Below are 23273 nucleotides of genomic sequence, written 5' to 3'. Positions count from 1 at the left end.
AGCAATGCAAGCAAGGAAACTCACGCTGGTGGAAATCGGCGTGGGCGGGCTGCCGTCCGCGTCTCCGGTGGCACCGCGCTTTTCCACGTGGTTCCCGGTGCCCTTCAAGGCACCGGACGTGCCGCCGGCGAACGGGGTTACCCCCACGCCGGTGGCCGACGGCGTCGTGCTCGAATGGGACGCCGTCAATCTGGAGGGCGTGGTCTACGTCATCTCGCGCAGCGAGAACCAGAACGGCCCCTGGACGGAGATCCACCGCACCACCGAGACGCGGTACGTCTATAGCGACGGCAGCGGCAAGACGTGGTGGTTCCAGATCACCCCGACCGTGCGCGGCAAGACAGGCACCGGAACCGTGGTGGGTGTTGTCCCGCCCACGACCTCCAAGGACCTGGCCGAGCAGCAGGCCAAGCTGGCGGCGGAGATCAGCGCCCGGATCCAGGCGATCGCAGACGAGGCGGCGGCACGCGCTGCCGGGCTGGCGCAGGCTGCACAGGACCTGGTCGCCGAGGCACTGCTGCGGCAGCAGGGCGTGACCGAGGCCATGCAGGCGATCAGTGCGGAGGCCCAGGCGCGAATCGATGCGCTCCTGAATGAGAAGCTGGAGCGCGAGGCGGCGATCAGCCATGAGCAGCAACTGCGGCAGAGCGCCGATGAATCGCTGGCGCGCGCAGTGTCAGAGGTTGCGGCCGGCAGCGGCACGCAGTTCGACAGCATCAAGCTCTGGCCGTTCAACCAGACTACCGAAGGGTGGACGGGCAACGGCGCGCCGACGCTCGTGGACGGCTGGCTGCGGCCCGCCAACCATGCCACCGCGCCGTGGGTGCAGTCGCCGGTGGCCTTGGCCGTAGACGGCAGCGCATACCGCTTCGTAAAGCTGCGCGTGAAGCGCGTTGGCTCGCCGACGTGGAGCGGGTTCCTGCAGTGGATCACCGCCACGGACCAGGCATGGAATACGCAGAAGCGTGCAGCCATCCCGGAACCGGCGTGGGACGTGAATGGCGTGGCCACCGTCGACGTGCAGGACATTGCCTGGTGGCCGGCCACGGTTGATGCGATTCGCCTGCAGCTGGGGGCGGCGCAGACCGTTTCCAGCTACTACCTGATCGACTACATCGCCGTCGGGCGTCCGCAGCCGGGTGCGTCGGTGGCGCTGGTGCAGGAGGAAACCCAAGCCCGGATCACGGCAGACGCGGCGGAGGCCACGCAACGCACCGCGCTGGCCGTGCAGATGCGCGGGAACTACAACGGGACGGATCCGCTGCAGCTGACCGCTGGCCTGGCCTACGAGGAGCTGAAGGCCCGAGTGGCTGCGGACTCGGCGCAGGTGCAGCGCATCAGCACGATGGAAGCTCGCATGCCGGTCGGCACCGGTTCGCTGGCAACCGCGGCATCGGTGACGGCGCTGCAGGAGGCCACCGCGACCACCACCAACGCGTTGGCGCAGTCGATCACGACTATCAACGCCACGTTGCCGTCGATGATTTCGCAGGGAAGCAACCTGGTCGTGAACGGTGGCTGGCAGGCTGGCCGTGATGTGGGTTGGTCCTACAGCAGCCCGACCATGTTGGTTGCTGCAACGGAAGGTCGTGCAGGAGGCGCAGCGTTTCGTGCAGACGGTGTAAACGGCGTGCGCACTGCTGTAGCAAACGGGATTTTGCCGGGCGGCCGGGACATGGAAGCAAAGCCTGGCAAGAAGTATCGCTATGGCTGCTGGTACAGAACCACTGCTGATTTCAACGGAACGCCTGACAACAGCAAGCTGCGGCTGGGTACGCAGACGGCGGCACTTGTTGGCGGTGCAACGCCATTCTTGCCGGGGAAGAGCGAATGGACCTACCTGGGAGCGGTCTATACCGTTGCGGAGAACACATCCATCACGGCGTTGCAGCTGTCGCTCACCATGAACCACACGACTGGTACGTTGTGGGTCGACGACGTTGCGCTGGAGGAGGTGACCGAACTTCTCGCGAACGCTCAAGCGATCTCGGACCTCAGCACCAGCGTGACGCAGTTGGGCAACACAGTCACGTCGCAGGCTGGACAGCTGACGGCGCTTCGCAGCGACCTGACCGGCGTTTCCGGGAGGACCGACGCCAACGCATCTGCCCTGCAAAACCTCACGACCCGCGTGACGACGGCAGAGGGAAAGATCGATTCGACCTCGACCAGTGTCACCAAGCTGCAGTCGGAGATGAAGGCCAGTTTGGCCGGCGGCGGTGGGATGTTCCCGTCGGGGACGTTTGAGCAGTTCGCGGATGGCCATTTGCTGTCCCAGGGCTATGGCACGACGTTCACCGTCAACACGTCGGCAAAGCGCAATGGAAATCGTGGCCTGTTGATTCAGGTGCCGTCTGACGCACGCCCTGATCTAAATGCCGATTGCTATCCGGTCACCGAGTTCATTCCCCTCGTCGGGGTTCGACGCCTGTACGTCGAGGCGTGGGCAGCACTTTCCTCTGGTAGCGCTGAGATTCCGCCCGACAACAAGAGCTATCTACGCATTGGGGTTCAGACCTCTGCTGCAGGTGTTGGCGGTACGAGCAATGTTTGGACGACTGTGAATTGGGGTGTCGCCAGTCTGTCGAAAACCTCGTGGACGAAGGTGAGCGGGTACGTGACGACCAACGCGTCTGCGGCACAGGGGCGCTTGTTCGTTTCTCTCCCTGGTCACGCGACCGACCCCAAGTCCCAACGCGTGATCGGGTCGATTCTGCTGCTGGATGACATTGTCATCACCGACGTAACTGAGGCCTATGGTGCACAGCAATCATCGGAGGCGAACGCGCAAGCCATCACCGGGCTTACAACGAGGGTGGCGAACGCCGAGGGCACGCTGACCAGCACAGCAAACCAGCTCACCGTGCTGTCCAGCACCGTCAATGCGTCCTTCAACCGTGGCGAGAACCTCAACGTCAATGCCATGTTCGACGGTGATATGGCGCCCTTCGTCAAGGGGAACAGCAACCAACAGAATGGTGATGTGACCTGGGTCCTTGGAGGCGGACAGCAGGGCAGCGCAATTCAGATGGTGCACAAGGCAGGTGCAGCCGGTTCGCCGTTCGTTTACGCCAACGGCGGTCGCTGGGTTCCACTGAAGACAGGGCGCACTGGTCGCAAGCTGCGTTCGGTGATCGTTGCCAGGGTGCTGGCCGGTGATGCGACGCTGACCGCGCGCTGCCGGGTTCGCCATAGTGCTGGGGAGGGCAACAACGATCAGACCACGCCGAACCTCACGAGTGCCTGGCAGCGGTTCGTGCTGGAGCATCCTGTGGGGGACGACCGCACCGAGGCCATGAGCCAGGTGTGGATTACCAATCGTGGGACAGGCGACGCCACGGTGCTTGTCGATCGCATCGAGTTCTACGACGTGACCGATGAGCTGCTGATCAGTGCCAACGCATCGGCAACGGCCGGGCTCACCACGGCGGTGAACCAGCAGGGCAGCAAGCTGGACGCGACTGCGCAGGACCTGGTGAGCCTGAAGACGCAGGTGGGGGATGTATCGGCGGATGGTTTCGATCAGCTAAAGACGGAGGTTTCGCGGCAGGACGGGAGGATCAGCGCTAACGCCGTGGCACTTCAAGGAGTGCAAGTCGGGCTGGAGGATAAGGCTGACGCGGCCGTGGTGGTGACCATGCAGGCGCAGATCAATGAGCAAGGAAGCTCCGGCAACTTGATACCCAATAGTCTGTTCCCCGCTTGGAGCAACGTCACCTGGGTTGCACCGAATCAATTCGCAAGTAGCAGCAACGAAGCGTATCTGCCCTACGGTGTGCGGTCCGCTGCGTCTGGCTACCGTGCAGGGCAGTGGGCTGCAGGTTCGCAGAATGCTGGCTGGGGGCCGGGTATTCCTGTGGTAGCAGGCAGGTTCTACTGCTTTTCCGCATACATAAATGTCCATCGCTGTCGGATACAGCTGTACGTTGAATGGAAGAACGCAGCGGATCAGGTCATTGGGCGGATGCTCACACCTGTCGTGGGCCCGACTGGGCAAGCGAAACTTCCACTGGATCAGTACAACCGGCCGTTCGTCATCGGTAAAGCTCCAATTGGAGCTGTGCAGGCTGTGGTGTTCTATTTGTTGGTGGGCACAGGTGAGTCGGATCCCTTCTACTGGATGTGGTATCCGATGTTCAGCGAAGTCGCCGATGGAGCAACCAAGCCCCCGACGTTTTCCGCATCAGGTGCGCAGGCCACCGCGCAGTGGGGGGTGAGTGTTCGAGCTGACAAAAAGATTGGTGGAGTGCAGCTCTCTGCTACAGGAGAGAGCTCTGCCTTTGATGTTATGGCGGACGTGTTCCGGGTGTCCTCGTCGGGAGGTGGCCAGCGCACGGAGTACAGCGACGGGAACTGGCGCACCTACTACCCGAACGGGCAGCTCGCCACGCGCATGGGCTGGTGGCAATAGCAAAAGGCGGGAGTGGCAAACGCCCTCCCGTCAATCTCTAGAGGAGTAGAGCGCATGCCTGCGGGCATTCAGACCTTCAATCTCGACGGATCGCTGGAGATTGATTACACCACCCGCTTGGGGCTGTTCATCGGCACGGTTCAGACCGACGCCGTGCACGGCAATTCGACCTGGGTGGGGCCGCTGCCACCAGGGGATTTCCTCTTCTACGTGGTGCCGCCTCCGGCGCAGCCTGGCCGTACACCGAGTGTTTGGTATTCAGATGGCCGGGTGTACTGGGGCACTGATGTGGATGCCAACGGGCAGCCGGCCTTTTCCTTGGTTCCGGCAACTGTCCTTTACGGGGTTCACTGAAATGCTAGTAGGAGGGTTTGAGGCATACACCCCATCTGGAACGGTGCAGGTCCGAAGTGACCTGCTCAACTTCCATCTACGTCACAAGTTCGATATCAACGAAGCTGGCGCCGTTGCGTACGAGGTGTCGGGGATCGTAGTAACCCGGTTCGTCACCCGTGACTTCCAGGCCAAGAGCCCCGTAGTTGCGGTCACCGGTCCGAACAACAACTTCGGGCTCAGCGTGATTCTGACCAATCTCGGTGGCAACAACTGGCGAGTGTCAGCCTACACGGGCTCGTCGTTTGTGTTCGGAACGGTGTGGGTATACGACTCGGTTGTGACTGGAACGCCGGGCAAGACCGGCATCGAGGTCTACCGAGAGCACACCGGCGAGCTGGCTTTCGCTTCCTGGGCGAAGCCCCTACGCATCATGGGCGTGACGACTGCTCCGTTCGGAGCGGCTGAGGGTGCCTACATGCAGGTCCCGACTGGCAGACGCTACGCGGTTATATCGTCTCGGTCGTGTCAGCGGATTGAGCGCGGCGTGGGCTTCCGCTTGACCGGGCCGCAGGGGGATGGGACCGGTGCAGCGGGTTCGGGGCGCTTCTACTATGCCGGCGCGACTGCCCTGATCCCGCAGTCCGACAATGCGACACAGTTCAGCGCATCGGGCCACTTCGTGCTGATCGACGTGACCGGCCACTAAGCTGCAGCGTCACGGCGACTGAACGAAGGGGCGTGTCAGATTGCGCCCATGTGCTATTCCGCCCAGATCACCGCCGCCTATCAGAAACTGGTCCGGATGACCGGCGCCACGCTGTCGCTGCAGGAATTCGCTGCGCTCTATGCTCACGACCCGGGCAAGAAGCGGCCCAAGACCCCGAAGGCGATGGACGACGCCTTCCGCGCCGGCTCCAGCCCGGAGGAGCTGGCAGTGTGGGCTGAGGTGGAGCAGTGGAACCGGGCCGAGGCCGCGGTGCTTGAGCAGGAACTGTTCGCCAACCGCAAACGCCTGGCCGACGCCGAGCGCGCGCTGCAGGTGAAGGAGACGAAGAAGGCCCGGGAGGACGTGCGGATTGCCGGCAACAAGATCGATCGCGCTCTGGCGAAGCTCGCCGACCTGAAGCGTACCGACCCCAAGGACCGGGATAGCCGGATCTTCCCCGGCGTGTATGCCCCGGTGATCGTCTCCGAGGGAGGCAAGCTGGTGATCAGGCCCATGCGCTACCAGTGCCGGCTCGCCGGGAAGCCGGCCAACTACGACCAGCGCTTCCCGGGCACCTACAACGCCCGCCGCGACAGCCTGGAGAAGTTCTGGGCGCCGGCCTTCGGCCACACCCACGGCCTGCTGGTGGTCGATACCTTCTACGAGAACGTGGAGGGGCCGGACGGCAAGAACCAGGTGGTGCAGTTCACCCCGCGCACTGGAGAGCCGATGCTGGTGGCGTGCCTGTGGTCGCACTGGAAGGATCCGGTCGGCAAGGAGCCGGATCTGCTGTCCTTTGCCGCTATCACCGACGACCCGGAGCCAGAGGTGGCCGCTGCCGGGCACGACCGGACCATCATCAACATCAAGCCCGAGCACGTCGACGCGTGGCTCAATCCGAACCCAGCCGACCTGGCTGTGCTGTACCGGATCTTCGACGACAAGCGGCATCCGTTCTACGAGCACCAGCTGGCCGCGTAGGGAGAACCCCGAACGTCAGTGGGTGGTTGCCCGATAGTGCCCAGCCGCCGGCGCTGGCATTCTGACTGTGCCGGATCCGGGGCCGCAGGCAGCTCAACCCGGGGGCGCTTGAGCAGCGCCGCGCCGGCACCGATCCCGAACGATTCAGGCAGGTTGCTGCCGCGTTCGCAGGATCTGCGACGGTCGGCCGTATTCTTCCGGCCATGATCTCTTCCACCTACCAAGGCTTCCGCACCGCGCCGATCCCGTCTGGCTGGGTCCAGACCGGCGAGCGCTGGGCGCTCTGGTACAACGGCCGGGAAACGGCGAACGTCACGTTCGATGGCGGTCCTGGCGTCCGGCTGTGGATGGAAGGCCAGAAGATGTGGCACACCAAGGAAGCGCGCGCCGCCAACGTCCGACAGGCGAAGCGCTACGCCGAGCGCTGGTGCGCGGCCAGGCTCTATCCCGATCTGCCCCTTCGCGAGGCCGTCGCCCGGCTGACCGACAGCACCCCGATCCAGCCGCCGCCGCCACTGCCCGGCCTGCCGCCAACCCGTGAGCAGCAGCAACAGGCTCGGCGCCTGGCCGAGGCTGGGACGAAGGAGATCGAGCGGATCAAGGAAGCGCTGGAACCGCGTCGACCGCCGAAGGAGACCAAGCCCCGCCCGAAGGACGCACGCAAGGCGTGGGTGAGGGCAGGGCTTCAGCAGCTGCAGCGTGGTGTCTGAGAGGCCCGGGAGCGCTCCGCAATTGCTGCGGATGCTGCGTTTCTCTCGGTAAAAATGAACCTGCAGCGCGGCGCATTGCGGAGCGGAAATCATAGGTAAGCCATTGAATCGTAGAGATTCCTGACGAGCTTCCCAAGCAACTGACGAGGGTTCGATTCCCTTCACCCGCTCCACTCCAGGAGGTAGATATGGACGCCATCATCGATGGTGATGTCGCCTCCTCACACCTCAGCAACTGGCACTCCATCAACTGGAAAGCCACAAGCTGCGCTGTGTCGAGGATGCAGGCAAGAATAGCGAAGGCAGCTAAGGATAAGCAGTGGCGTAGGGTCACACGCCTACAGAAACTACTTGTCCGCTCAACTGCAGCCAAAGCAACGGCTGTACGTCGAGTCACGGAGAACCAAGGCCGTCGTACCCCGGGTGTAGACCGTGCAACGTGGTCGACACCTGCGGCAAAGTGGAATGCCATCAACTCCCTGCAACGCAAGGGATACAAGGCAAAACCGCTTCGCCGAATCCACATCCCCAAGGCCCGAGGTGGCACCCGCCCTCTCGGTATACCGACGATGAAAGATCGAGCAATGCAGGCGCTGTATCTGTTTGCGCTCGACCCCGTCGCCGAAGCATATGGGGACATTCACTCATACGGGTTCCGTAATTTCAGGTCGACAGCTGACGCTGCCGCCCACCTGAAGACCTGTCTGAGCACGAAGACCAGCTCACGCTGGGTGATGGAAGGGGATATCAAAGGCTGCTTCGACAACATCAGTCACGACTGGCTGATGAAACACGTACCAATTGACCGGCATGTGCTGTCGCAGTGGCTGAAAGCAGGCTTCATGGAAGACCGTAAGTTGTTTCCGACGGACGCGGGTACACCACAGGGCGGAATCATTTCCCCCGTGCTCGCAAACATTGTCCTTGACGGATTGGGCCGGCTCATCGATGCGCTCCCACGCCGCAACAAGTGCAACTTCGTCCGCTACGCAGACGACTTTGTCATCACAGGAGCCTCTGCGGAGATCCTGGAACGCAAGGTCAAGCCGATCGTCGTCAAGTTCCTCGCAGAAAGAGGGCTCACGCTCTCCGAAAGCAAGACGAAGATCACACACATGGACGAAGGCTTCGCCTTCTTGGGATGGAACTTCCGGAAATTTGGAAATCTCCTCCTTAGAAGGCCGTCGAAACAAAACACCAACGCCTTCATGGCTAAGATCCGCAGCCAGCTCCGGCTACTGCGGGGATCCACCCAAGACGACGTACTGCACGTCCTTAACCCGATCATTCGGGGGTGGGGCATGTATCACCAAGTCGTGAACGCTTCAGAACCGTTCGCAAGATTGGATCACCTTATCCACCACGCGGTCTGGTGTTGGGCCAAACGCCGTCACCCCACCAAAGGTCTCCGCTGGATCAAACGTCGGTACTTCCGGCGCGACAAGTCCCGCGACTGGATCTTCGGTGTTGGTAAACACACTCTGATGCGCCTGTCGTCCCTCAAGGTCGGCGAGTACATCAAGGTGCGGTCTGACGTTAGCCCCTACGACCCCAAAGACGAGAGCTACTTTAATCAGCGGTTGCAGTACCGCATGAAGCGCTCGCTGACCGGGAAAAGGAAACTGCTATGGCTTTGGACAAAGCAAGAGGCCAAGTGCGCCTGCTGTGGGCGGAAACTGACCAGCACCAGCTGGCACATCCACCACAAGGTTTTCAGGGTGTACGGGGGGTCTGACCGCCTCTCCAACCTTGTTTTGCTCCACACCACCTGTCACGAGCAGCTTCACGCCCGTGCCAGGCTACGGCTGTCGCCCCCTCCCATAGAAGAAGGGGGTTCGTGACTGCTTGAGCCGTGTGAAGGGTAACTTTCACGCACGGTTCTGAGGGGGGAGGGTGGCCGCGAGGCCACCTTCCCACCCGACTACTGACGTGGGTTCGATTCCCATCGCCCGCTCCATGTCTCCAGGGTATTCACCCCAGGCAGACGCGGCGCAATCGTTGAACCACACCCCAGTCCAGCGTGTGGCAACGGCGCCGGAACCTCATTCTTCAATGCGTCGGGCTGTGGCTCCTCCGAACCACAGCCCGCGTAGCTTATGCGCCCGCTTGCGCAGCCGCGTCCTTGGCCGCGGCAGTTACAGAGCTCCCGAAACCGGTATAGGTCGATCCGTTGCAGTGCAGGTATGCGCGGAAGACGACGCCATTCAACTCGGCGTTGTCAAAATAGCAGTGCGTACCGGTCTTGGATGATTTCTTCACAAGCCGCATTGCCATCGCGTTTGAATCGTCGACGCTGGAGCCAAGGCCGGCAACGCTCCAGGATTGGCCCGGGCGAGTGCAGCTGTAGGGATACTTATAGCCATGTGCCGACCCATAGTAGTAGTCGACATTGCACCGCGCCTGCGTCGCCGCCAGGGTGATGGCCAGCTCAAGCAGGTTCTGTCCCGCAGTGGTGGTCGTCATGCCATAGGCGGAAATCGGAGTGGAACTGCACTCTCCTTTGATGCCCACACCCGGTGCCGGGATGCTGACATAGGGATCGCGTGCGAAAACACTGCATACCGGGCCTTCCTCGGCGACGGCTAGGAAGCCATTGGTGTTGGCCGTCGCAGCATCGATATTGCTGCCAACGCCCGCGACCGTACCGTTCTTGCCGCAGCGCCGGATCACCACGCCTCCACCGTTCGGCAGCATGTCCATACCGGGGTCGCAGATGCCCGGCCCGATCGATGCTGCTGCGGCTCTGGCGTAGTCACTTTCTGCGTTTGCGGCCATCGGGGCCTGCGCGGAAAGCAGTGCCAGCATCAGCGGAAAAGAAATCGCAGCCATTCAAAACCTCGAATCCATGAGTGAGTCGTGACGCTAGCAGAGGCGCCATTCTGGAAAACTGGAATTCGACCAATCCGCCACTGCTGCAAGCCAGTGATCCGATTCAGAATGCCCACGCCCATGGAAATGTGCGGTAGTTCGCGCTGCGTCTCCGGCTGCGGGGCTGCCGCGGCGGGCTCCTGCAACCTCCGCTGTCTGCCGGGTCCGCCGGGCCGCAGGGTTCAGTTGGTGCTGGGCTTGGGGATGCTAAAAGATCGTTAACCCTTGCCTCCCATCGTCCGCTGCCCGGAGCGCGAATGATCCCCGCACTTTTGCCCCTCAGGCGTTGCTTTGATTTTTCAGGGCGATCCAACCGGAAGGAGTTCTGGTCGTACTCCCTGTCTGCTGCCCTTGTGGTGGCAGTGGGCTACACCTTGATGGACGGCGGATACTGGCTGACGGGCACCGTGCTGCTCGATGGGGAGGCCTTCGAGCCATTCCGGACGCTGGGGTGGGTCATGACGGTCTGCGCGGTCATCGTCCTCCTTCCGCCCATGCTGGCCCTGGCCGTTCGACGACTGCACGACATCGACGAGTCCGGCTGGTACGTCGTGATCGCCTTCATCCCGTTGGGCGTGTTCGTCCTCTTCCCGGTCATGCTTCTGCCGGGCAACGAGGAAGAGAATCGATTCGGCGGTGTTTCCGGCCTGCCGGGTGCCTGACTCAACGCCGGGCGAAGTCCACCAGGTCGGAAGGGTAGTGGGGGCAGGTGCGTAGCGTGGCGTCGTCACCGCCATACAGCACCACCAGCGCAGCCACTTCAAATGCCCAGTAGCCCCACGCGTTCGGCCCGATCAGGCGCCGGGTCCGCTTCTGAGCCTTTGGCGGCAGCAGGAAGAAATCGCGGTACTGCACCTGCAGGTAGCCGGCCAGCAGTGAAGGGTCGAACGCTTCACCGTCGCGCAGCGGCGCGAACAGCTCGGCGAACGGTCGCGGATGAAAGACCTCATCACTGGCTTCCACCAGGCCCAGCGCCGGCGCGCTGAGGTAGTCCAGCACGCGGTCGGTGTCGAAACAGAGCACCTTCTCCACCAGCGCCGGCAGGCGTTCCTGCGCATCCAGCAGCACGCCCAGTGACAACAGCTGCAGTGCGTACTCGTAGTGCTGCGTTGTACGTGATTGCAACGACGCAGCCAGCGCGATGTCGTGGCCTTGCTGTTGCAGGCTGTCCCGGGCAAGGGCCAGCAAATGCGCATGCTCGAGCCAGAGAACTGCTACGTCGGCATGCATCTGCTGCAACGCCGCGGGGGCGAAGCCGCGGTCGATGCCTTTCAGCAGCAGGTTGCTGCCGGTCTGTGCAACCGTCTCCCAGCCGTAGGCATGCTCCAGGGCCGCATGTCCCTGCAGCGGTTCCTCCACAGATTCACCGCCATTGCGCGCATGGCGTGCAAGCAAGGCCATGCCTGCGTTCCAGTCCGCCTGCCAATCCGGCAGGCGAAGCGTGCGGCGCGGCAGGCCCGGGGCCTTGGCCAGTGCTCTCCATCGCGGCAGCATGTCCTGCAGCAGATTCCGGTGATTCACGGCAGTCATCGATTCCATCATCAGCGAGAGTCTAGCGGCATTGCCGGTTCGAACCCCATTGCCTGGCACAGCGTTGAAGGTTTGAATGGTGCACAGTCGCCGCCGCCCAGCCTGCATGACCGTTGATCGAATCGCCCTCCGCCGCTTCACCCAGTGGCTGCCGTTCCTGATATGGGTAGCGATCTGCGTGGTGTGGTGGTCGCCTTGGGGTGTGGTCGTTGGCCTGGCCGCATGTCTTGCCCTGGGCGGCGTGCTGCAGCACTTCGATCTGGTCGGCGATGCCGTAGGGGGCGCACTGCTGCGCTCGCGGGCGAAGCTGCCCTTCGCCACCCGGCCGCCCACGCATGATGTGCTGTTGGATTGGGGCGAGCTGGGCATGGGCGGGCCGGCCTACGGCACCCTGATGCTGCGCGATGGCGCCATTGTCGAGGGCGTATCCACCGCAGGCAGCCACGATGCCAGCGGCGAGTGGCTGGCGCTGGCGGGCAGCGCGCTGCGTGTGGCCAGTGGCTACAGTGATCGCAGCGAAGCGGTGATCGTCTACGACGAAGCGGACAAGAGGGTGATGCACCTGCTGGCGATTGTTCCCAGCCTGTTCTGGCAGGAACTGCACGAGCGCCGGCAGCTTGGCGGGGATGCCGAAGCCGCGATGTGGTTGCGGGATATTCCCAGTCGATCGACCACGCTGCGCCCCTGCCGGGGTTTATGGCTGGAACAGGAGCATCCGGCGCTGGCCGCCGGGGTGCCGCAGGTGTTGCGGCATGTCCTACCTGATGCCCGGGTGCTGAAGGCCATCCCGCTGCTTCCCGACGACCTGCGCCTGACTGCGCATCCGACCTTGTTCGCGCGCATCTGCCCGTACGCGCTCTGTCTTGATGGCGAGCCCAGTGACCGTCACGCCTGCGATCTGGAGACGGTCATTGCCAGCCCGTCCGGTCGATGCGTGGTGGTGGCGGGAAGCGTGCTTGATGGGGATCTGCGTCCCATCGAGGGCGTATGGCTCGTTCACTGGCAGGGGCGTTGGCTGGCCATTGGCCGCCGTGCGATGGGCGGCACTGGCAAGACCCGGAGTGGGGCCTGGATCGATGTGATCGCGGTCGGCGATGACGGAACGCTTCGCTGCGAAGCCTATGAGGAACACTGGACGTTCGAGGCGATCACACGCATCCCCACGCCACATACGGCATTGGCGCTGCCTGTGGAATGGCGGGAAACCGCATTGGCCGTGCGTGTCCGCGATGGGGGCTTCTCGCTGCGCCTGCCCCGCGCGGATCAGCGGCCCTCAGTCACAGGTTAGACTGCGTCGAATCAAACAGGGAGGTTCCGGCATGCGTCGTCGATGCAGGCCGGGAAAGCGCTGGAAAAGCTGAAGAAATGGGCTGCGGGCAGTACCGGGTGCGGATGACCGGACTTCCGTATGGCTCATGCGCCTGCCGCCTGCACCTGTTGCGCATACTCCTCGGTAAACAGCCCTGACAATGCCCGGCGCTGCTCTGCATCGATGGCGCGCGAGGCGTTGGTTGTGTAGTCGAAATGCACCATCACGCAGCGCCCGCTGGCCACCAGGGCCTCGAACTGGAACGCCTGCTGCACGATCGACAGCGAGGAGCGGCCGATGTTTTCGATGCGGGTCTCGATGCGCACTTCGTGTCCCGGCTGTATCTGCTGCAGGAAGTCGATTTCGTAGCGGCGCAGGATCAGCGTCAGGTCGCGCATGCTGGCCTCGCGGCTGAAATGGCGGAAGATCTCCTGGCGACCTTCCTCGAACCAGACGGGCAGGGCGGTGTTGGTGACGAGGCCGAGTACATCCACTTCGGAGAAACGCGGAAGGATCGTCAACGGCATGAAGTCTCCGGGGTGTAGTGGGTGGGGTCTCCGGCGACGATGCTGCCATCGCCGGAGACAGTGCGGCGACTACCGGCTGTCAGTCTGAGTAGAAGCCGTTGCCGAGGGTGCCGGGCAGGCCGGGTTCCGGCCACGGCATCAGTGACGTGCAGGCGTCATACAGCGTGCAGAAGTCCTGCCGCAGTTGCGCAGGCACCCAGCTGCCATAGGAAACGTCGGTCGAGTCGCCCTGGCAGGCGTAGGAAACATCGATCCAGCGGGTATTGGCGTGTGAGGCAACGCCCTGGTGCTGTGTCTTGCCCGTGCAGTAGCGCAGGCCCTGGCCGATCAGGGTGTTGTTGGCATCGAAGTAGAGCCGGGAGACTGCATGGGTGGGCGCAGCCTGTACGTGTGCGGCGCTCCCCATCAGGCCAAACAGCAACAACAGCGGAATTCCCATTCGCATCTGTGGTTCTCCTTGGGTTGTGTAAGCCGGCCGTGTCCTGTCCTGTAGCCGGCAACAGCCATCTTCGCACAGCCCCGGCAGGCACGCAGATGCGGCGGCCTGCAGGGCATCATCCGCCCGCCACACGCCCGCGCTATGCTGCGCGCCTGCCGTCCGATCCTGCCGCGATGAAGCTCGCCATCCTGTCCCGCAACAGCTCCCTGTACTCCACCCGCCGGCTGGTCGAGGCGGCCCGCGCGCGCGGCCACACCGTTCGCATCCTCGACCCGCTGCGCTGCTACATGCGCATCGCCGCCGATGGTTTTTCGATGCACTACAAGGGCCGGCCGATGACCGGCGTGGACATGGTCATCCCGCGCATCGGCGCCTCGATCACCCGCTATGGCACCGCCGTGCTGCGCCAGTTCGAGCTGATGGGCGCGCGCACTCCCAACCCGTCCGATGCGATCCTGCGTTCGCGCGACAAGCTGCGCGCGCACCAGCTGCTGGCAGCCAAGGGCATCGACATGCCGGTCACCGTGTTCGGCGACAACCCCGATGACACCGTCGACCTGCTGTCGATGCTCGGTCCGCCGCCGCACGTGGTGAAGCTCAACGAGGGCACCCAGGGACGGGGCGTGATCCTCACCGAGAAGGCCAGCGCTTCGCGTGGCATCGTCGAGGCCCTGCGGGGCTTGTACGCCAACTTCCTGATGCAGGAGTTCATCGGGGAAGCCAAGGGCGCCGACCTGCGCTGCTTCGTGGTCGGTGACCAGGTGGTGGCGTCGATGCAGCGCCAGGCGCCGGAGGGTGACTTCCGCTCCAACCTGCATGCCGGCGGCACCGCGGTGGCGGCCAAGGCCAGCCGCGCCGAACAGCAGGTGGCGGTGCGTTCGGCCAAGGCGCTGGGCCTGTCGGTCTGTGGCGTGGACCTGATCCGCTCCGCGCGTGGCCCGCTGGTGCTGGAGGTCAACTCCACGCCCGGGCTGGAGGGCATCGAAGCCGCCTGCGGGGTGGATGTGGCCACGCGTATCATCGAGCACGTCGAGAAGATCAAAAAAACATGATTAATCAATGGCTTGAAATTCTCATGGGCAAATGAGGCCGGCTTTAACACGCCTTTAATCGGCGTCGGCGTAGCCTTCAGCGAACCGCAGCTCTGCCTCTCAGCAGGATCGGTATCGGGATACGACTTCAGACCCAGGCGGGGCACCGCCTGGGTCTTTTTTATGCCGCCGGAAGTCCCTTGTGGAGGCGGCGTGACGGCCGTAGAGTGGCGCCCATCGTTCCTGGATGGATCCGGAGGCTGGCGATGTACCGCATCACGATGATCGCGTTGTTGCTGGGGCTGTCTGGTGCTGTCTTCGCCAAGCCGGAGAAGACCGCCATACAGATGGATGGGCAGGCCCCGGTGGCCGAGCAGGTCCGGCGGGTTGAGAAGGCCCTCGATGACGGCGAGTACAGCGAGATTTCCGCCGATGACCGCGCCCAGGTGCAGCAGGCACTGGCGCGCATCACCCAGCGCATGGGCGACCACCGCACGCTTCAGGAGCTCCCGCCGCAGGTCCAGGCGGAGGTGTTCAACGACCAGGAGCGTATCAATACCGTTCTTGTCCGCGCCCACGAGGACAGCCGCCAGATCTGCCAGCACACCCGCACCACCGGCAGCAACATGCCTAAAAGCCGCTGCCTGACCGTGGCCGAGCGCCGCCGGATCGAGGAAAAGGGCAAGGCCCTGCTCAACGACCAGCGCACCTTCAACAACTTCAACCCTGCCACCAACCACTAGGCCGTCCGATGCCCCTGCGCATGGCACTTGCTGGCGTGAAGGTGGTGCGAATACAGTCAACACTCAACTCAAACAAGGATTCGTTTGTCATGAAGTCCCTCCTGATGTCGGCGGTCCTGATCTCGGGCCTGACCCTGGCCACCGCCGCCTCTGCATCGAACCAGTCCGGTGAGGTCTTTGTCCCCGGCAAGCCGCTGCAGCAGCAGATCGAGCGCATCGAGATCGAACTCAACGATGGCGAGACCTACAGCGAACTGAAGCAGACCGACCGCAGCCGTGTACGCGAGGCGCTGGTGCGCATGCGTACGGCCGTCGAGCAGCATCCTGACCGCGATTCCATGCCTGAACAGGTACGAACCGATGTCTTCAACGACCAGCAGATCGTGAACACGGTTTTGACACAGGCACGTGAAGATAGTCGTCTAATATGCCAACGTGAAAAGGCCACGGGTTCGAACCGGTCCACGACGCAGTGCACTACCGTTGCCGAGCGCGCCCGGCGGAAAGATAAGGCACAGCGTGATATGGGCCAGGCCCAGCGCATCGGCAAATTCGTAAATTAGAGGTGACAGTGAGAATCCTGGTAATCGAAGACAACAGCGACATTGCGGCCAACCTGGGCGACTACCTGGAGGACCGGGGCCACACCGTGGACTTCGCGGCTGACGGGGTTACCGGTCTGCACCTGGCCGTGGTGCACGAGTTCGACGCGATCGTGCTGGATCTCAATCTGCCAGGCATGGACGGCATCGAGGTCTGCCGCAAGTTGCGCAATGAAGCGCGCAAGCAGACCCCGGTACTGATGCTCACCGCCCGCGATTCGCTGGACAACAAGCTGGCCGGCTTCGATTCCGGCGCGGACGACTACCTGATCAAGCCGTTCGCGCTGCAGGAAGTGGAAGTGCGTCTGAACGCCCTGTCGCGACGCGGCAAGGGCGTGCAGACCCGCGTGCTGGAAACCGGCGATCTGGAATACAACCTGGATACGCTGGAAGTGCGCCGCCAGGGCAAGCTGCTGCAGCTCAACCCGACCGCACTGAAGATCCTGCAGGCGCTGATGGAAGCGGCCCCGGCCGTGGTGACCCGCCAGGAGCTGGAAACCCGTGTGTGGGGTGAAGAACTGCCCGATTCGGATTCCCTGCGCGTGCACATCCATGGCCTGCGCGCGGTGGTCGACAAGCCGTTTGAAGTGCCGCTGATCCAGACCCGCCATGGCATCGGATACCGCATCGCCACCCCGGAAGCCTGATTCGGTGGCAACCAAGGGGGAGCGCCGGCGCACGCCTTATCGGCGGCGCCTGCGCAGCCGCATCATCGTTTCGTTCGTGTTGTTGGGCTTCTGCCTGACGACACTGTTTGCGTTCGCCACCAACTGGGCCCGCCTGCGCGTGGAAAACCAGCTGGTGGAAGAGCTGATGAACCGCAACATCGACGAGTATGCGCGCCGCTATTACGAGCACCCCGGGCATAACCCGGACGCACCGGTGCTGCAGATCAAGGCCTATGCCTATTCGAAGGACAAGTTCGACCGGGTGCGCGAAGAGCGCGCGCAGTGGGCGGGCTTCTCCGATGGCATCCACAGCGTCAGCGGCGATGAGCACGGCGAGCCGTACTCCTACAAGCTGGCCGTGCGCAAGACGCCGGACGCCTGGTTCTTCCTCGCCTATGACATGACCGACAGCGTGCGCGGCGGCAAGCAGCTCAACCGCGCGCTGGTGCTGTCGGTGCTGGTGTTCAGCGTGCTGTCGCTGGTGCTGGGCTGGTGGTCGGCCTCGAAGGTGATGAAGCCGGTGTCGGATCTGGCCGCGCGGCTGCGTGCCTATCGCGGCGGCACCAGTGATCCCGAGCCGTTGGCCCCACGCTTTCCCGACGACGAAGTGGGGCAGCTGGCCCAGGCGCTGGACGACTATTCCTCGCGGCTGACCGAAGTGGTGCAGCGCGACCGTGAATTCAATGCAGACGTCAGCCATGAGCTGCGCACGCCGCTGGCAGTGATCCGTGGCGCCACCGAGCTGCTGCTGACCCGGCCCGGCCTGGACGAGAAGGTGCTGCAGCGCCTGCAGCGCATCCAGCGCGCCGAACAGCAGTGCAGCGATCTGATCGGCGCGCTGCTGCTGCTGTCGCGCAACGAGCGCGGGCAGGGCACCAGCAATGTGGCCCGCGTGGCCGAGCAGCTGCTGGACGCACACCGTGCGCAGCTGGGTGGCAAGCCGCTGGAGCTGCTGCTGGAAGGTGAGCGCAATCTGGTGATCGACGCGCCCGAGGCGGCGTTGTCGGTGGCACTGGGCAACCTGATCGGCAACGCCGTGAAGTACTCGCAGGACGGCGAGGTGCGCGTGTTCGTCGGCACCAACTCGGTGTCGGTAACCGACAGTGGTCCGGGCCTGAGCGAGGAAGACGCGGCCAAGCTGTTCCAGCGTGGCTACCGCGGCACGCATGCCGGCCACTCGCAGGGCGGCGGTATCGGCCTGTCGATCGTCAGCCGCCTGTGCGACCTGTACGGCTGGCAGGTAAGCGTGCGCCCCGGCGGCCAGCGTGGCGTGATCGCCACCCTGACGTTCTCGCCGAAGCCGTTGTAAGCGGTAGGTGCCGACCTTGGTCGGCACTAACCCTGCCGATCTTGCATCGCGCCCTGTGTCGCTTGTGCCACCACCGTGATCGCTGCCGCGTCCCGCACTTGTAGATCCACGCCATGCGTGGATGCACTTCGGTAGTGCCGGCCGCTGGCCGGCAACCAGGCCTCAACCCCCGGCCAACCCCAGATACCGCGCATGCAGCTGTTCCACCTGCACCTGCAGGTCCTCCGGCTGCCCATCATTGACCACCACGTCATCGGCCAGCGCGAACCGCTGTGCGCGGCTGGCCTGCGCAGCAATCATCCGGTCGGCCAGCGCGGCATCAATGCCATCGCGCTGCATCAGCCGCGCATGCTGCACGGCTTCGGGCGCATCCACCAGCAACACCCGGTCCAGCCACGGGTAGGCTTTCCGCCCCCCCACCTCGGTCAGCAGCGGAATCGCGGCAATCGCATAGGGGCTCTCAGCCTGCTCGCACTGCTGTTGCATCAGCCGACGGATGGCGGGGTGGGTGATGGCTTCCAGCGCCGTCCGCTCGGCCGGGTCGGCAAACACGTGGGCGCGCAGGCGCCCCCGGTCCAGGCTGCCATCGGCCAGCAGCATGTGGGCGCCGAAACGCTCGGCGACACGGGCCAGCGCCGGGCTGCCGGCAGCCACCACGGCTCGTGCGGCCAGATCGGCGTCGGCCACCACGATCCCCAGCGCCTCGAAGCGCCGGGTCACCTCGCTCTTGCCGGAGGCGATGCCTCCGGTCAGGCCAACCACATAGCGGCTCATGGGGACTCCCCTCAGCGCAGCCCGCTCATCACCAGGTACTGCTCCACCAGTGGCGCACCCCACATGAAGTACAGCCAGCCGGCGATGGCCAGGTACGGCCCGAACGGGATGGGCGTGGCGCGGTCACGGCCGCGGCTGTATAGCCAGATCGAGCCGATGATGGCGCCCAGCACCGACGACAGCAGGATGATCGGCAGGATGCCCTTCAGCCCGCACCAGGCGCCCAGGGCCGCCAGCAGCTTGAAGTCGCCGTGGCCCATGCCTTCCTTGCCGGTCAGCTGCTTGAACAGCCACCAGACCGTCCACAGCGACAGGTAACCCACCGCCGCGCCCACCAGGGCGGGCTTGGCCGGCATGTACAGATTGTCGATGCTGCCTATCAGCCCCAGCCACATCAGCGGCAGGGTCAACTGGTCGGGCAGCAGCTGCGTTCGCAGGTCGATGCCGGACAGGGCGATCAGGAAGCAGGTCAGCACGATGGCCCCGAAGCCCTGCCAGCCGAAGCCGAACTGCCAGACGCAGGCCAGCACCAGCACCGAGGTCAGCGCCTCCACCAGCGGGTACTGCAGCGAGATCGGCGCCTTGCAGTGGCGGCACTTGCCGCCCTGGATGATCCAGCTGAACAGCGGGATGTTCTCGTACCAGCTCAGCTTGTGCTTGCAGTGCGGGCAATGCGACGGCTCCACCACGATCCCCGGTGGGGGTGGTTCATAGAAGTCCGGTTCCTCCAGGACTTCGCGCGCATCGCGCTTCCACTGCCACTCCAGCCGCTTGGGCAGCCGCAGGATGACCACGTTCAGGAAACTGCCCAGCAGCAGTCCCAGGGCGGCCGCGGCGGGGTAGCCGAGGCCGGGGTGCTGGTCGAGAAATGCCATTGATACCTTTAGCCGACGACGGCGCCGAGTTTGAAGATGGGCAGGTACATCGCGATGACCAAGCCACCGACAATGGTACCAATGAACACCATGATCATCGGTTCCAGCAGGCTGCTCAAGGCATCCACGGCATTGTTCACTTCCTGCTCGTAGTATTCAGCCACCTTGAACAGCATGGCGTCCAGGGCGCCGGCCTCTTCGCCGATGCCGGTCATCTGGATGACCATGTGCGGGAACAGGTTCAACTGCTTCATGGCCATGTTGACCGGGTAGCCGACCGAGACGTCGTCGCGCATGCGCAGGACGGCTTCGCCATAGACCTTGTTGCCGGTGGCGCCAGCCACGATGCCCAGCGCCTCCACCAGCGGCACGCCGGCCTTGAAGGTCACCGCCGTAGTGCGGGCGAAACGGGCAATCGAGCTGTTATGCATGATCTGGCCGATCACCGGCACCTTCAGCACCAGCCGGTCGACCGTGTGCTGCATCTTCTCCGAGCGCCGGTAGGTCATGGCGATGGCGACCACCGATCCGATCATGACAATGGCCATCAGCCACCACCACGACACCATGAACCGGGACAGGTTCACCACCATCTGGGTGAAAGCCGGCAGGTCGGCACCGAAGCTCTTGAAGACTTCCTCGAACTGCGGCACCACCCAGACCAGCAGAATGGTGCTGACAAGGAAGGCCACCACCAGCACCATGGCCGGGTAGAACAGAGCCTTCTTGATCTTGCCCTTCAGTGCTTCGATGTTCTCCTTGTAGGAAGCGATCGTGTCCAGCACCGTTTCCAGCACACCGGCGCTTTCACCGGCGCGCACAAGATTGCGGTAGAGCTCGTCGAACTGCACCGGATGTCGACTGATCGCTTCATGCAGCGAAGAGCCACCCTCGATGTCAGCCCGGATCCCATCCACCATCTTCTTCATACGCGGGTTCTTGTGCCCGCTGCCGATGATTTCCAGCGCCGAGACGATCGGTACGCCGGATTTCATCATGGTGGCCATCTGCCGGCTGAAGAAGGCGATGTCCTTGGCATTCACCGGCTTGCCGGCCGCGCCGAACAGCGGCTTCGGCTTGGGCTTGACCTGGCCGGGATTGATCCCCTGCTTGCGAAGTTCGGCGCGCAGCAGATTGGCGTTCTTCGCCAACTGCTCGCCCTTCATCTTGATCCCCCGCTTGTCGGTCCCCTCCCAGACAAACGGCTGCAGCTCCATGGTGCTACGCGCCACGGGCTCTTTCTTGATCGCACTGCGACTGACAGACATGTTGGCTCCCCAAGGCCCGCCATCCCCAGGCGGGCATCCTGACCGGCGATGGTAGCCGGTTCAGGGCCGTCCGGGGAGTCTGCTGGCGTGACGCCGCGCAGGGTTTTCGACCTGGCGAGACGAAAGGTGACGTACCGCGTCACATTGCCGCGTCCATCGCAGATTCGCTTCTGGGGGGTTCCCATCCGCGAAATTGATGCCATCATTGGCGCGGGGAAATCGGGGAGACGCTGCCATGGGAGATTGGCACGTAACCTGCGTTGATCCACCCGCGGGGACGGGCAGCCTGCTCATCCGGTCATTTGGCCGGCCGGCAGCCACCCCCGACATCAACCACCACTTATCTTGGGGATGTACCACCATGAAGAACCAGAAGGGCTTCACCCTGATCGAACTGATGATCGTTGTTGCGATCATCGCCATCCTGGCTGCCATTGCGCTGCCGGCATACTCGAACTACACCAAGAAGGCCAAGGTCTCGGAAGTGATCCTGGCTGCTTCTTCGCTGCGTACCGACGTGTCGGAATTCGTGGCCAGCAACAACAAGCTGCCGGGTGATGATTGGCAGCCGGATTTCCAGCAGACCAAGTATGTGGAAAAGCTGGAATGGGCTGATGGCAAGATTGTTGCCACCGCGCGCAACATTGGTGATACCGCCATCGACGGCGAAACGATTACCCTGACTCCGGAAGGCGACGGCAGCAAGGGTGTTATCCCGAGCTGGACCTGCGAAGGCTCGATTAATACCAAGTTCCGTCCGGGTTCCTGCCAGGGCGCAGCCTCGACCAGCGGTGGCGGCACCAGCGGCGGCGGCACCAGTGGCACCTAATTGCGCTTAGTTTAGTGCTTAGGGTTTGATTAAGCGGGGGGCCAGTGCGGTCCCCCGTTTTGTTTTCTGGGGAGGCTGGACTTTATGAGCATGCGTCCCGAGTCTGCAGTGCGGGCGCGCGTCGGAAGCTGGGGGGCTTTGGGCGCGTTGTTGGGATTTGTACTTGGCAGATCACTTGAATGCAGTAGCTATACGTTGTGGTTGCTACTGGTTCTGGGTGCAGCGATTCCTATGTGGCTGCTCGAATGGAGACGGTTGCCGCATGCGCTACTGATGCATGATCGAAGAAGTGCGCTGTGGGGGGTATTCACGATTTCGATTTTGCAGGTTGCAATTTTGCTTTTGCAGTTCATTTTTGGGGGAGATAGTGGAGCTGCTGTTGTACTGGCTCTGCCCTTCTTGCTCGTCGCCGGTAGCATCCTGCTTCTATTGGGATTACTCCGCCCAAGCTTGTTGGGCTCGACGATTCCTGACGCAGGAGATGCTGTCAGAGCGTGGTTTGAAGGGGGGCGGCCGAATGAGTGTCAGCGAAATGCTCTCTTGGCGTGGTGCGTAAAGTGCTTTTTCTTGCCCTTGATGCTTGCGTGGTCGTGGACATGGCTAGCGAGTCTTGAGTACGCACTTCCGTCCACAGGATCACTTCGCTGGTATGCCCTGGGAATGATTGCCCTATATGCCATCGACACTGCATTCGGTGTGATCGGATATGTTTCAACCTCTAAGCATCTTGGGGGAGAGATTCGATCGGTTGACTCGACGGTGCTTGGATGGTTGTCAGCACTGGCATGCTATCCGCCGTTGAGTGCGCTGGTTCTGGATACTTGGTTGATTGCGCGGAACGCAAATGATTGGAAGAATTGGCTTTCCGAGGGGAGTGCGCTTGCGGCTATTTGGGCGATTTCCATTCTTCTGCTGACATTTGTCTACACATGGTCCACCGTTGTATTTGGGACCCGTTTCTCCAATTTGACCCACCGCGGAATCATCACGCATGGGCCTTATCGCTGGACCAAGCATCCGGCCTATATATGTAAGAACCTTTCCTGGTGGCTTGTTTCAGTGCCTTTCATCTCAAATGGAGGGGCGGTTGGGGTTCTGTTGTCTTGTCTGGCTATGCTGGCGGTCAATGCAATTTACTGGGTCCGTGCTCGTACAGAGGAACGCCACTTGTTGATGGATGCCGACTACAGGCGCTATGCAGAGTGGATTGACGACAACGGGATCGCGTCAATTCTGCGACGATGTGGCTTGAAAATGACTCGATCTCAGTCCTGAGTAAAGGCTTGGTGGCTAGCGACCTCTGGTGGCTATCCTGACCCTTCCCAGTGCAAAGGGCGAGGCAGAGTATGCCGAGGTA

General features: G+C 63.0%; 22 protein-coding genes. 15 read left to right on the top strand and 7 right to left on the bottom strand.

Annotated elements, in window-relative coordinates:
- Window positions 1-4 precede the first annotated feature (4 nt).
- The 6 genes from ACZLIB_RS18055 to ltrA all read left to right on the top strand — a co-directional run bounded on the left by ACZLIB_RS18055 (window position 5) and on the right by ltrA (window position 8985).
- Window positions 5-4411 carry a hypothetical protein gene (locus ACZLIB_RS18055; RefSeq protein WP_478468314.1) on the top strand — a complete coding sequence of 1469 codons (4407 nt, stop codon included), beginning with the start codon at window positions 5-7 and terminating at the stop codon, window positions 4409-4411.
- Window positions 4412-4465: 54 nt separating this feature from the next.
- Complete coding sequence (locus ACZLIB_RS18050) at window positions 4466-4765, top strand: hypothetical protein (protein WP_346484655.1); 300 nt, start codon at window positions 4466-4468, stop codon at window positions 4763-4765.
- 43 nt (window positions 4766-4808) lie between these two features.
- Window positions 4809-5453, top strand: a complete 645-nt coding sequence (locus ACZLIB_RS18045; RefSeq protein WP_478468313.1) for a hypothetical protein — start codon at window positions 4809-4811, stop codon at window positions 5451-5453.
- A 48-nt stretch (window positions 5454-5501) separates the two neighbouring features.
- The gene (locus ACZLIB_RS18040) at window positions 5502-6434 is read left to right on the top strand and encodes an SOS response-associated peptidase family protein (protein WP_478468312.1); all 933 of its coding nucleotides are present in this window, start codon (window positions 5502-5504) and stop codon (window positions 6432-6434) included.
- Window positions 6435-6637: 203 nt separating this feature from the next.
- Window positions 6638-7144 (top strand): hypothetical protein, encoded by a 507-nt coding sequence (locus tag ACZLIB_RS18035; RefSeq protein WP_478444954.1) that lies wholly within the window; start codon window positions 6638-6640, stop codon window positions 7142-7144.
- 188 nt (window positions 7145-7332) lie between these two features.
- Window positions 7333-8985, top strand: coding sequence for a group II intron reverse transcriptase/maturase (gene ltrA / locus ACZLIB_RS18030; protein WP_478468310.1), 1653 nt, complete (start codon window positions 7333-7335; stop codon window positions 8983-8985).
- A 253-nt stretch (window positions 8986-9238) separates the two neighbouring features.
- On the opposite strand, the gene ACZLIB_RS18025 is transcribed toward ltrA, so the two are convergent.
- Complete coding sequence (locus ACZLIB_RS18025) at window positions 9239-9973, bottom strand: hypothetical protein (protein ID WP_099560231.1); 735 nt, start codon at window positions 9971-9973, stop codon at window positions 9239-9241.
- A 296-nt stretch (window positions 9974-10269) separates the two neighbouring features.
- Here ACZLIB_RS18025 and ACZLIB_RS18020 point away from each other — a divergent pair, with 296 nt between their 5' ends.
- The gene (locus ACZLIB_RS18020) at window positions 10270-10674 is read left to right on the top strand and encodes a DUF805 domain-containing protein (RefSeq protein ID WP_049425112.1); all 405 of its coding nucleotides are present in this window, start codon (window positions 10270-10272) and stop codon (window positions 10672-10674) included.
- Between the two features lies 1 nt (window position 10675).
- Here ACZLIB_RS18020 and ACZLIB_RS18015 read toward each other — a convergent pair whose 3' ends face one another.
- On the bottom strand, window positions 10676-11650 hold the full coding sequence (locus tag ACZLIB_RS18015; protein WP_478468309.1) for a PoNe immunity protein domain-containing protein: 975 nt from the start codon (window positions 11648-11650) through the stop codon (window positions 10676-10678).
- Here ACZLIB_RS18015 and ACZLIB_RS18010 point away from each other — a divergent pair.
- Window positions 11649-12830: a hypothetical protein gene (locus ACZLIB_RS18010; protein WP_478468307.1), complete on the top strand. Its 1182-nt coding sequence runs from the start codon at window positions 11649-11651 to the stop codon at window positions 12828-12830. The genes ACZLIB_RS18015 and ACZLIB_RS18010 overlap by 2 nt on opposite strands.
- A 125-nt stretch (window positions 12831-12955) precedes the next feature.
- Here the strand turns inward: ACZLIB_RS18010 and ACZLIB_RS18005 are convergent, their stop codons facing one another.
- Together ACZLIB_RS18005 and ACZLIB_RS18000 are read right to left on the bottom strand one after the other, a co-directional pair.
- On the bottom strand, window positions 12956-13378 hold the full coding sequence (locus tag ACZLIB_RS18005; RefSeq protein ID WP_478468306.1) for an acyl-CoA thioesterase: 423 nt from the start codon (window positions 13376-13378) through the stop codon (window positions 12956-12958).
- A 79-nt stretch (window positions 13379-13457) separates the two neighbouring features.
- On the bottom strand, window positions 13458-13823 hold the full coding sequence (locus ACZLIB_RS18000; protein WP_223224661.1) for a hypothetical protein: 366 nt from the start codon (window positions 13821-13823) through the stop codon (window positions 13458-13460).
- 167 nt (window positions 13824-13990) lie between these two features.
- Here ACZLIB_RS18000 and rimK point away from each other — a divergent pair, with 167 nt between their 5' ends.
- The 5 genes from rimK (at window position 13991) to ACZLIB_RS17975 (ending at window position 18170) form a co-directional block, all read left to right on the top strand.
- Window positions 13991-14869, top strand: coding sequence for a 30S ribosomal protein S6--L-glutamate ligase (gene rimK / locus ACZLIB_RS17995; protein ID WP_100440696.1), 879 nt, complete (start codon window positions 13991-13993; stop codon window positions 14867-14869).
- 245 nt (window positions 14870-15114) lie between these two features.
- Window positions 15115-15591, top strand: coding sequence for a hypothetical protein (locus ACZLIB_RS17990; RefSeq protein WP_197616790.1), 477 nt, complete (start codon window positions 15115-15117; stop codon window positions 15589-15591).
- An 89-nt stretch (window positions 15592-15680) separates the two neighbouring features.
- Window positions 15681-16154 (top strand): hypothetical protein, encoded by a 474-nt coding sequence (locus ACZLIB_RS17985; RefSeq protein WP_032128830.1) that lies wholly within the window; start codon window positions 15681-15683, stop codon window positions 16152-16154.
- Window positions 16155-16162: 8 nt separating this feature from the next.
- A complete protein-coding gene (locus tag ACZLIB_RS17980) occupies window positions 16163-16840 on the top strand; it encodes a response regulator transcription factor (protein WP_005410804.1) in 678 nt (225 codons plus the stop codon).
- A complete protein-coding gene (locus tag ACZLIB_RS17975) occupies window positions 16803-18170 on the top strand; it encodes a sensor histidine kinase (RefSeq protein ID WP_032128829.1) in 1368 nt (455 codons plus the stop codon). Before ACZLIB_RS17980 ends, ACZLIB_RS17975 begins: the two co-directional genes overlap by 38 nt.
- A 162-nt stretch (window positions 18171-18332) precedes the next feature.
- Here the strand turns inward: ACZLIB_RS17975 and coaE are convergent, their stop codons facing one another.
- The 3 genes from coaE to ACZLIB_RS17960 are packed head-to-tail and all read right to left on the bottom strand — an operon-like array spanning window position 18333 to window position 21087.
- On the bottom strand, window positions 18333-18944 hold the full coding sequence (coaE, locus tag ACZLIB_RS17970; RefSeq protein WP_478468305.1) for a dephospho-CoA kinase: 612 nt from the start codon (window positions 18942-18944) through the stop codon (window positions 18333-18335).
- An 11-nt stretch (window positions 18945-18955) separates the two neighbouring features.
- Window positions 18956-19819, bottom strand: coding sequence for a prepilin peptidase (locus tag ACZLIB_RS17965; protein WP_032128827.1), 864 nt, complete (start codon window positions 19817-19819; stop codon window positions 18956-18958).
- Between the two features lie 8 nt (window positions 19820-19827).
- Window positions 19828-21087, bottom strand: a complete 1260-nt coding sequence (locus tag ACZLIB_RS17960; protein ID WP_478468304.1) for a type II secretion system F family protein — start codon at window positions 21085-21087, stop codon at window positions 19828-19830.
- A 361-nt stretch (window positions 21088-21448) separates the two neighbouring features.
- Between ACZLIB_RS17960 and ACZLIB_RS17955 the strand changes: the two genes are divergently transcribed.
- Together ACZLIB_RS17955 and ACZLIB_RS17950 are read left to right on the top strand one after the other, a co-directional pair.
- Window positions 21449-21916: a pilin gene (locus tag ACZLIB_RS17955; protein WP_478468303.1), complete on the top strand. Its 468-nt coding sequence runs from the start codon at window positions 21449-21451 to the stop codon at window positions 21914-21916.
- An 84-nt stretch (window positions 21917-22000) separates the two neighbouring features.
- The gene (locus ACZLIB_RS17950) at window positions 22001-23191 is read left to right on the top strand and encodes an isoprenylcysteine carboxylmethyltransferase family protein (RefSeq protein ID WP_478468302.1); all 1191 of its coding nucleotides are present in this window, start codon (window positions 22001-22003) and stop codon (window positions 23189-23191) included.
- The last annotated feature ends 82 nt before the right edge of the window (window positions 23192-23273 follow it).

Source organism: Stenotrophomonas sp. 220_Sma (genome assembly GCF_056487375.1).
Note: the sequence above shows the minus strand (reverse complement) of the source record. Positions and strands in the feature narration are given on the sequence as shown.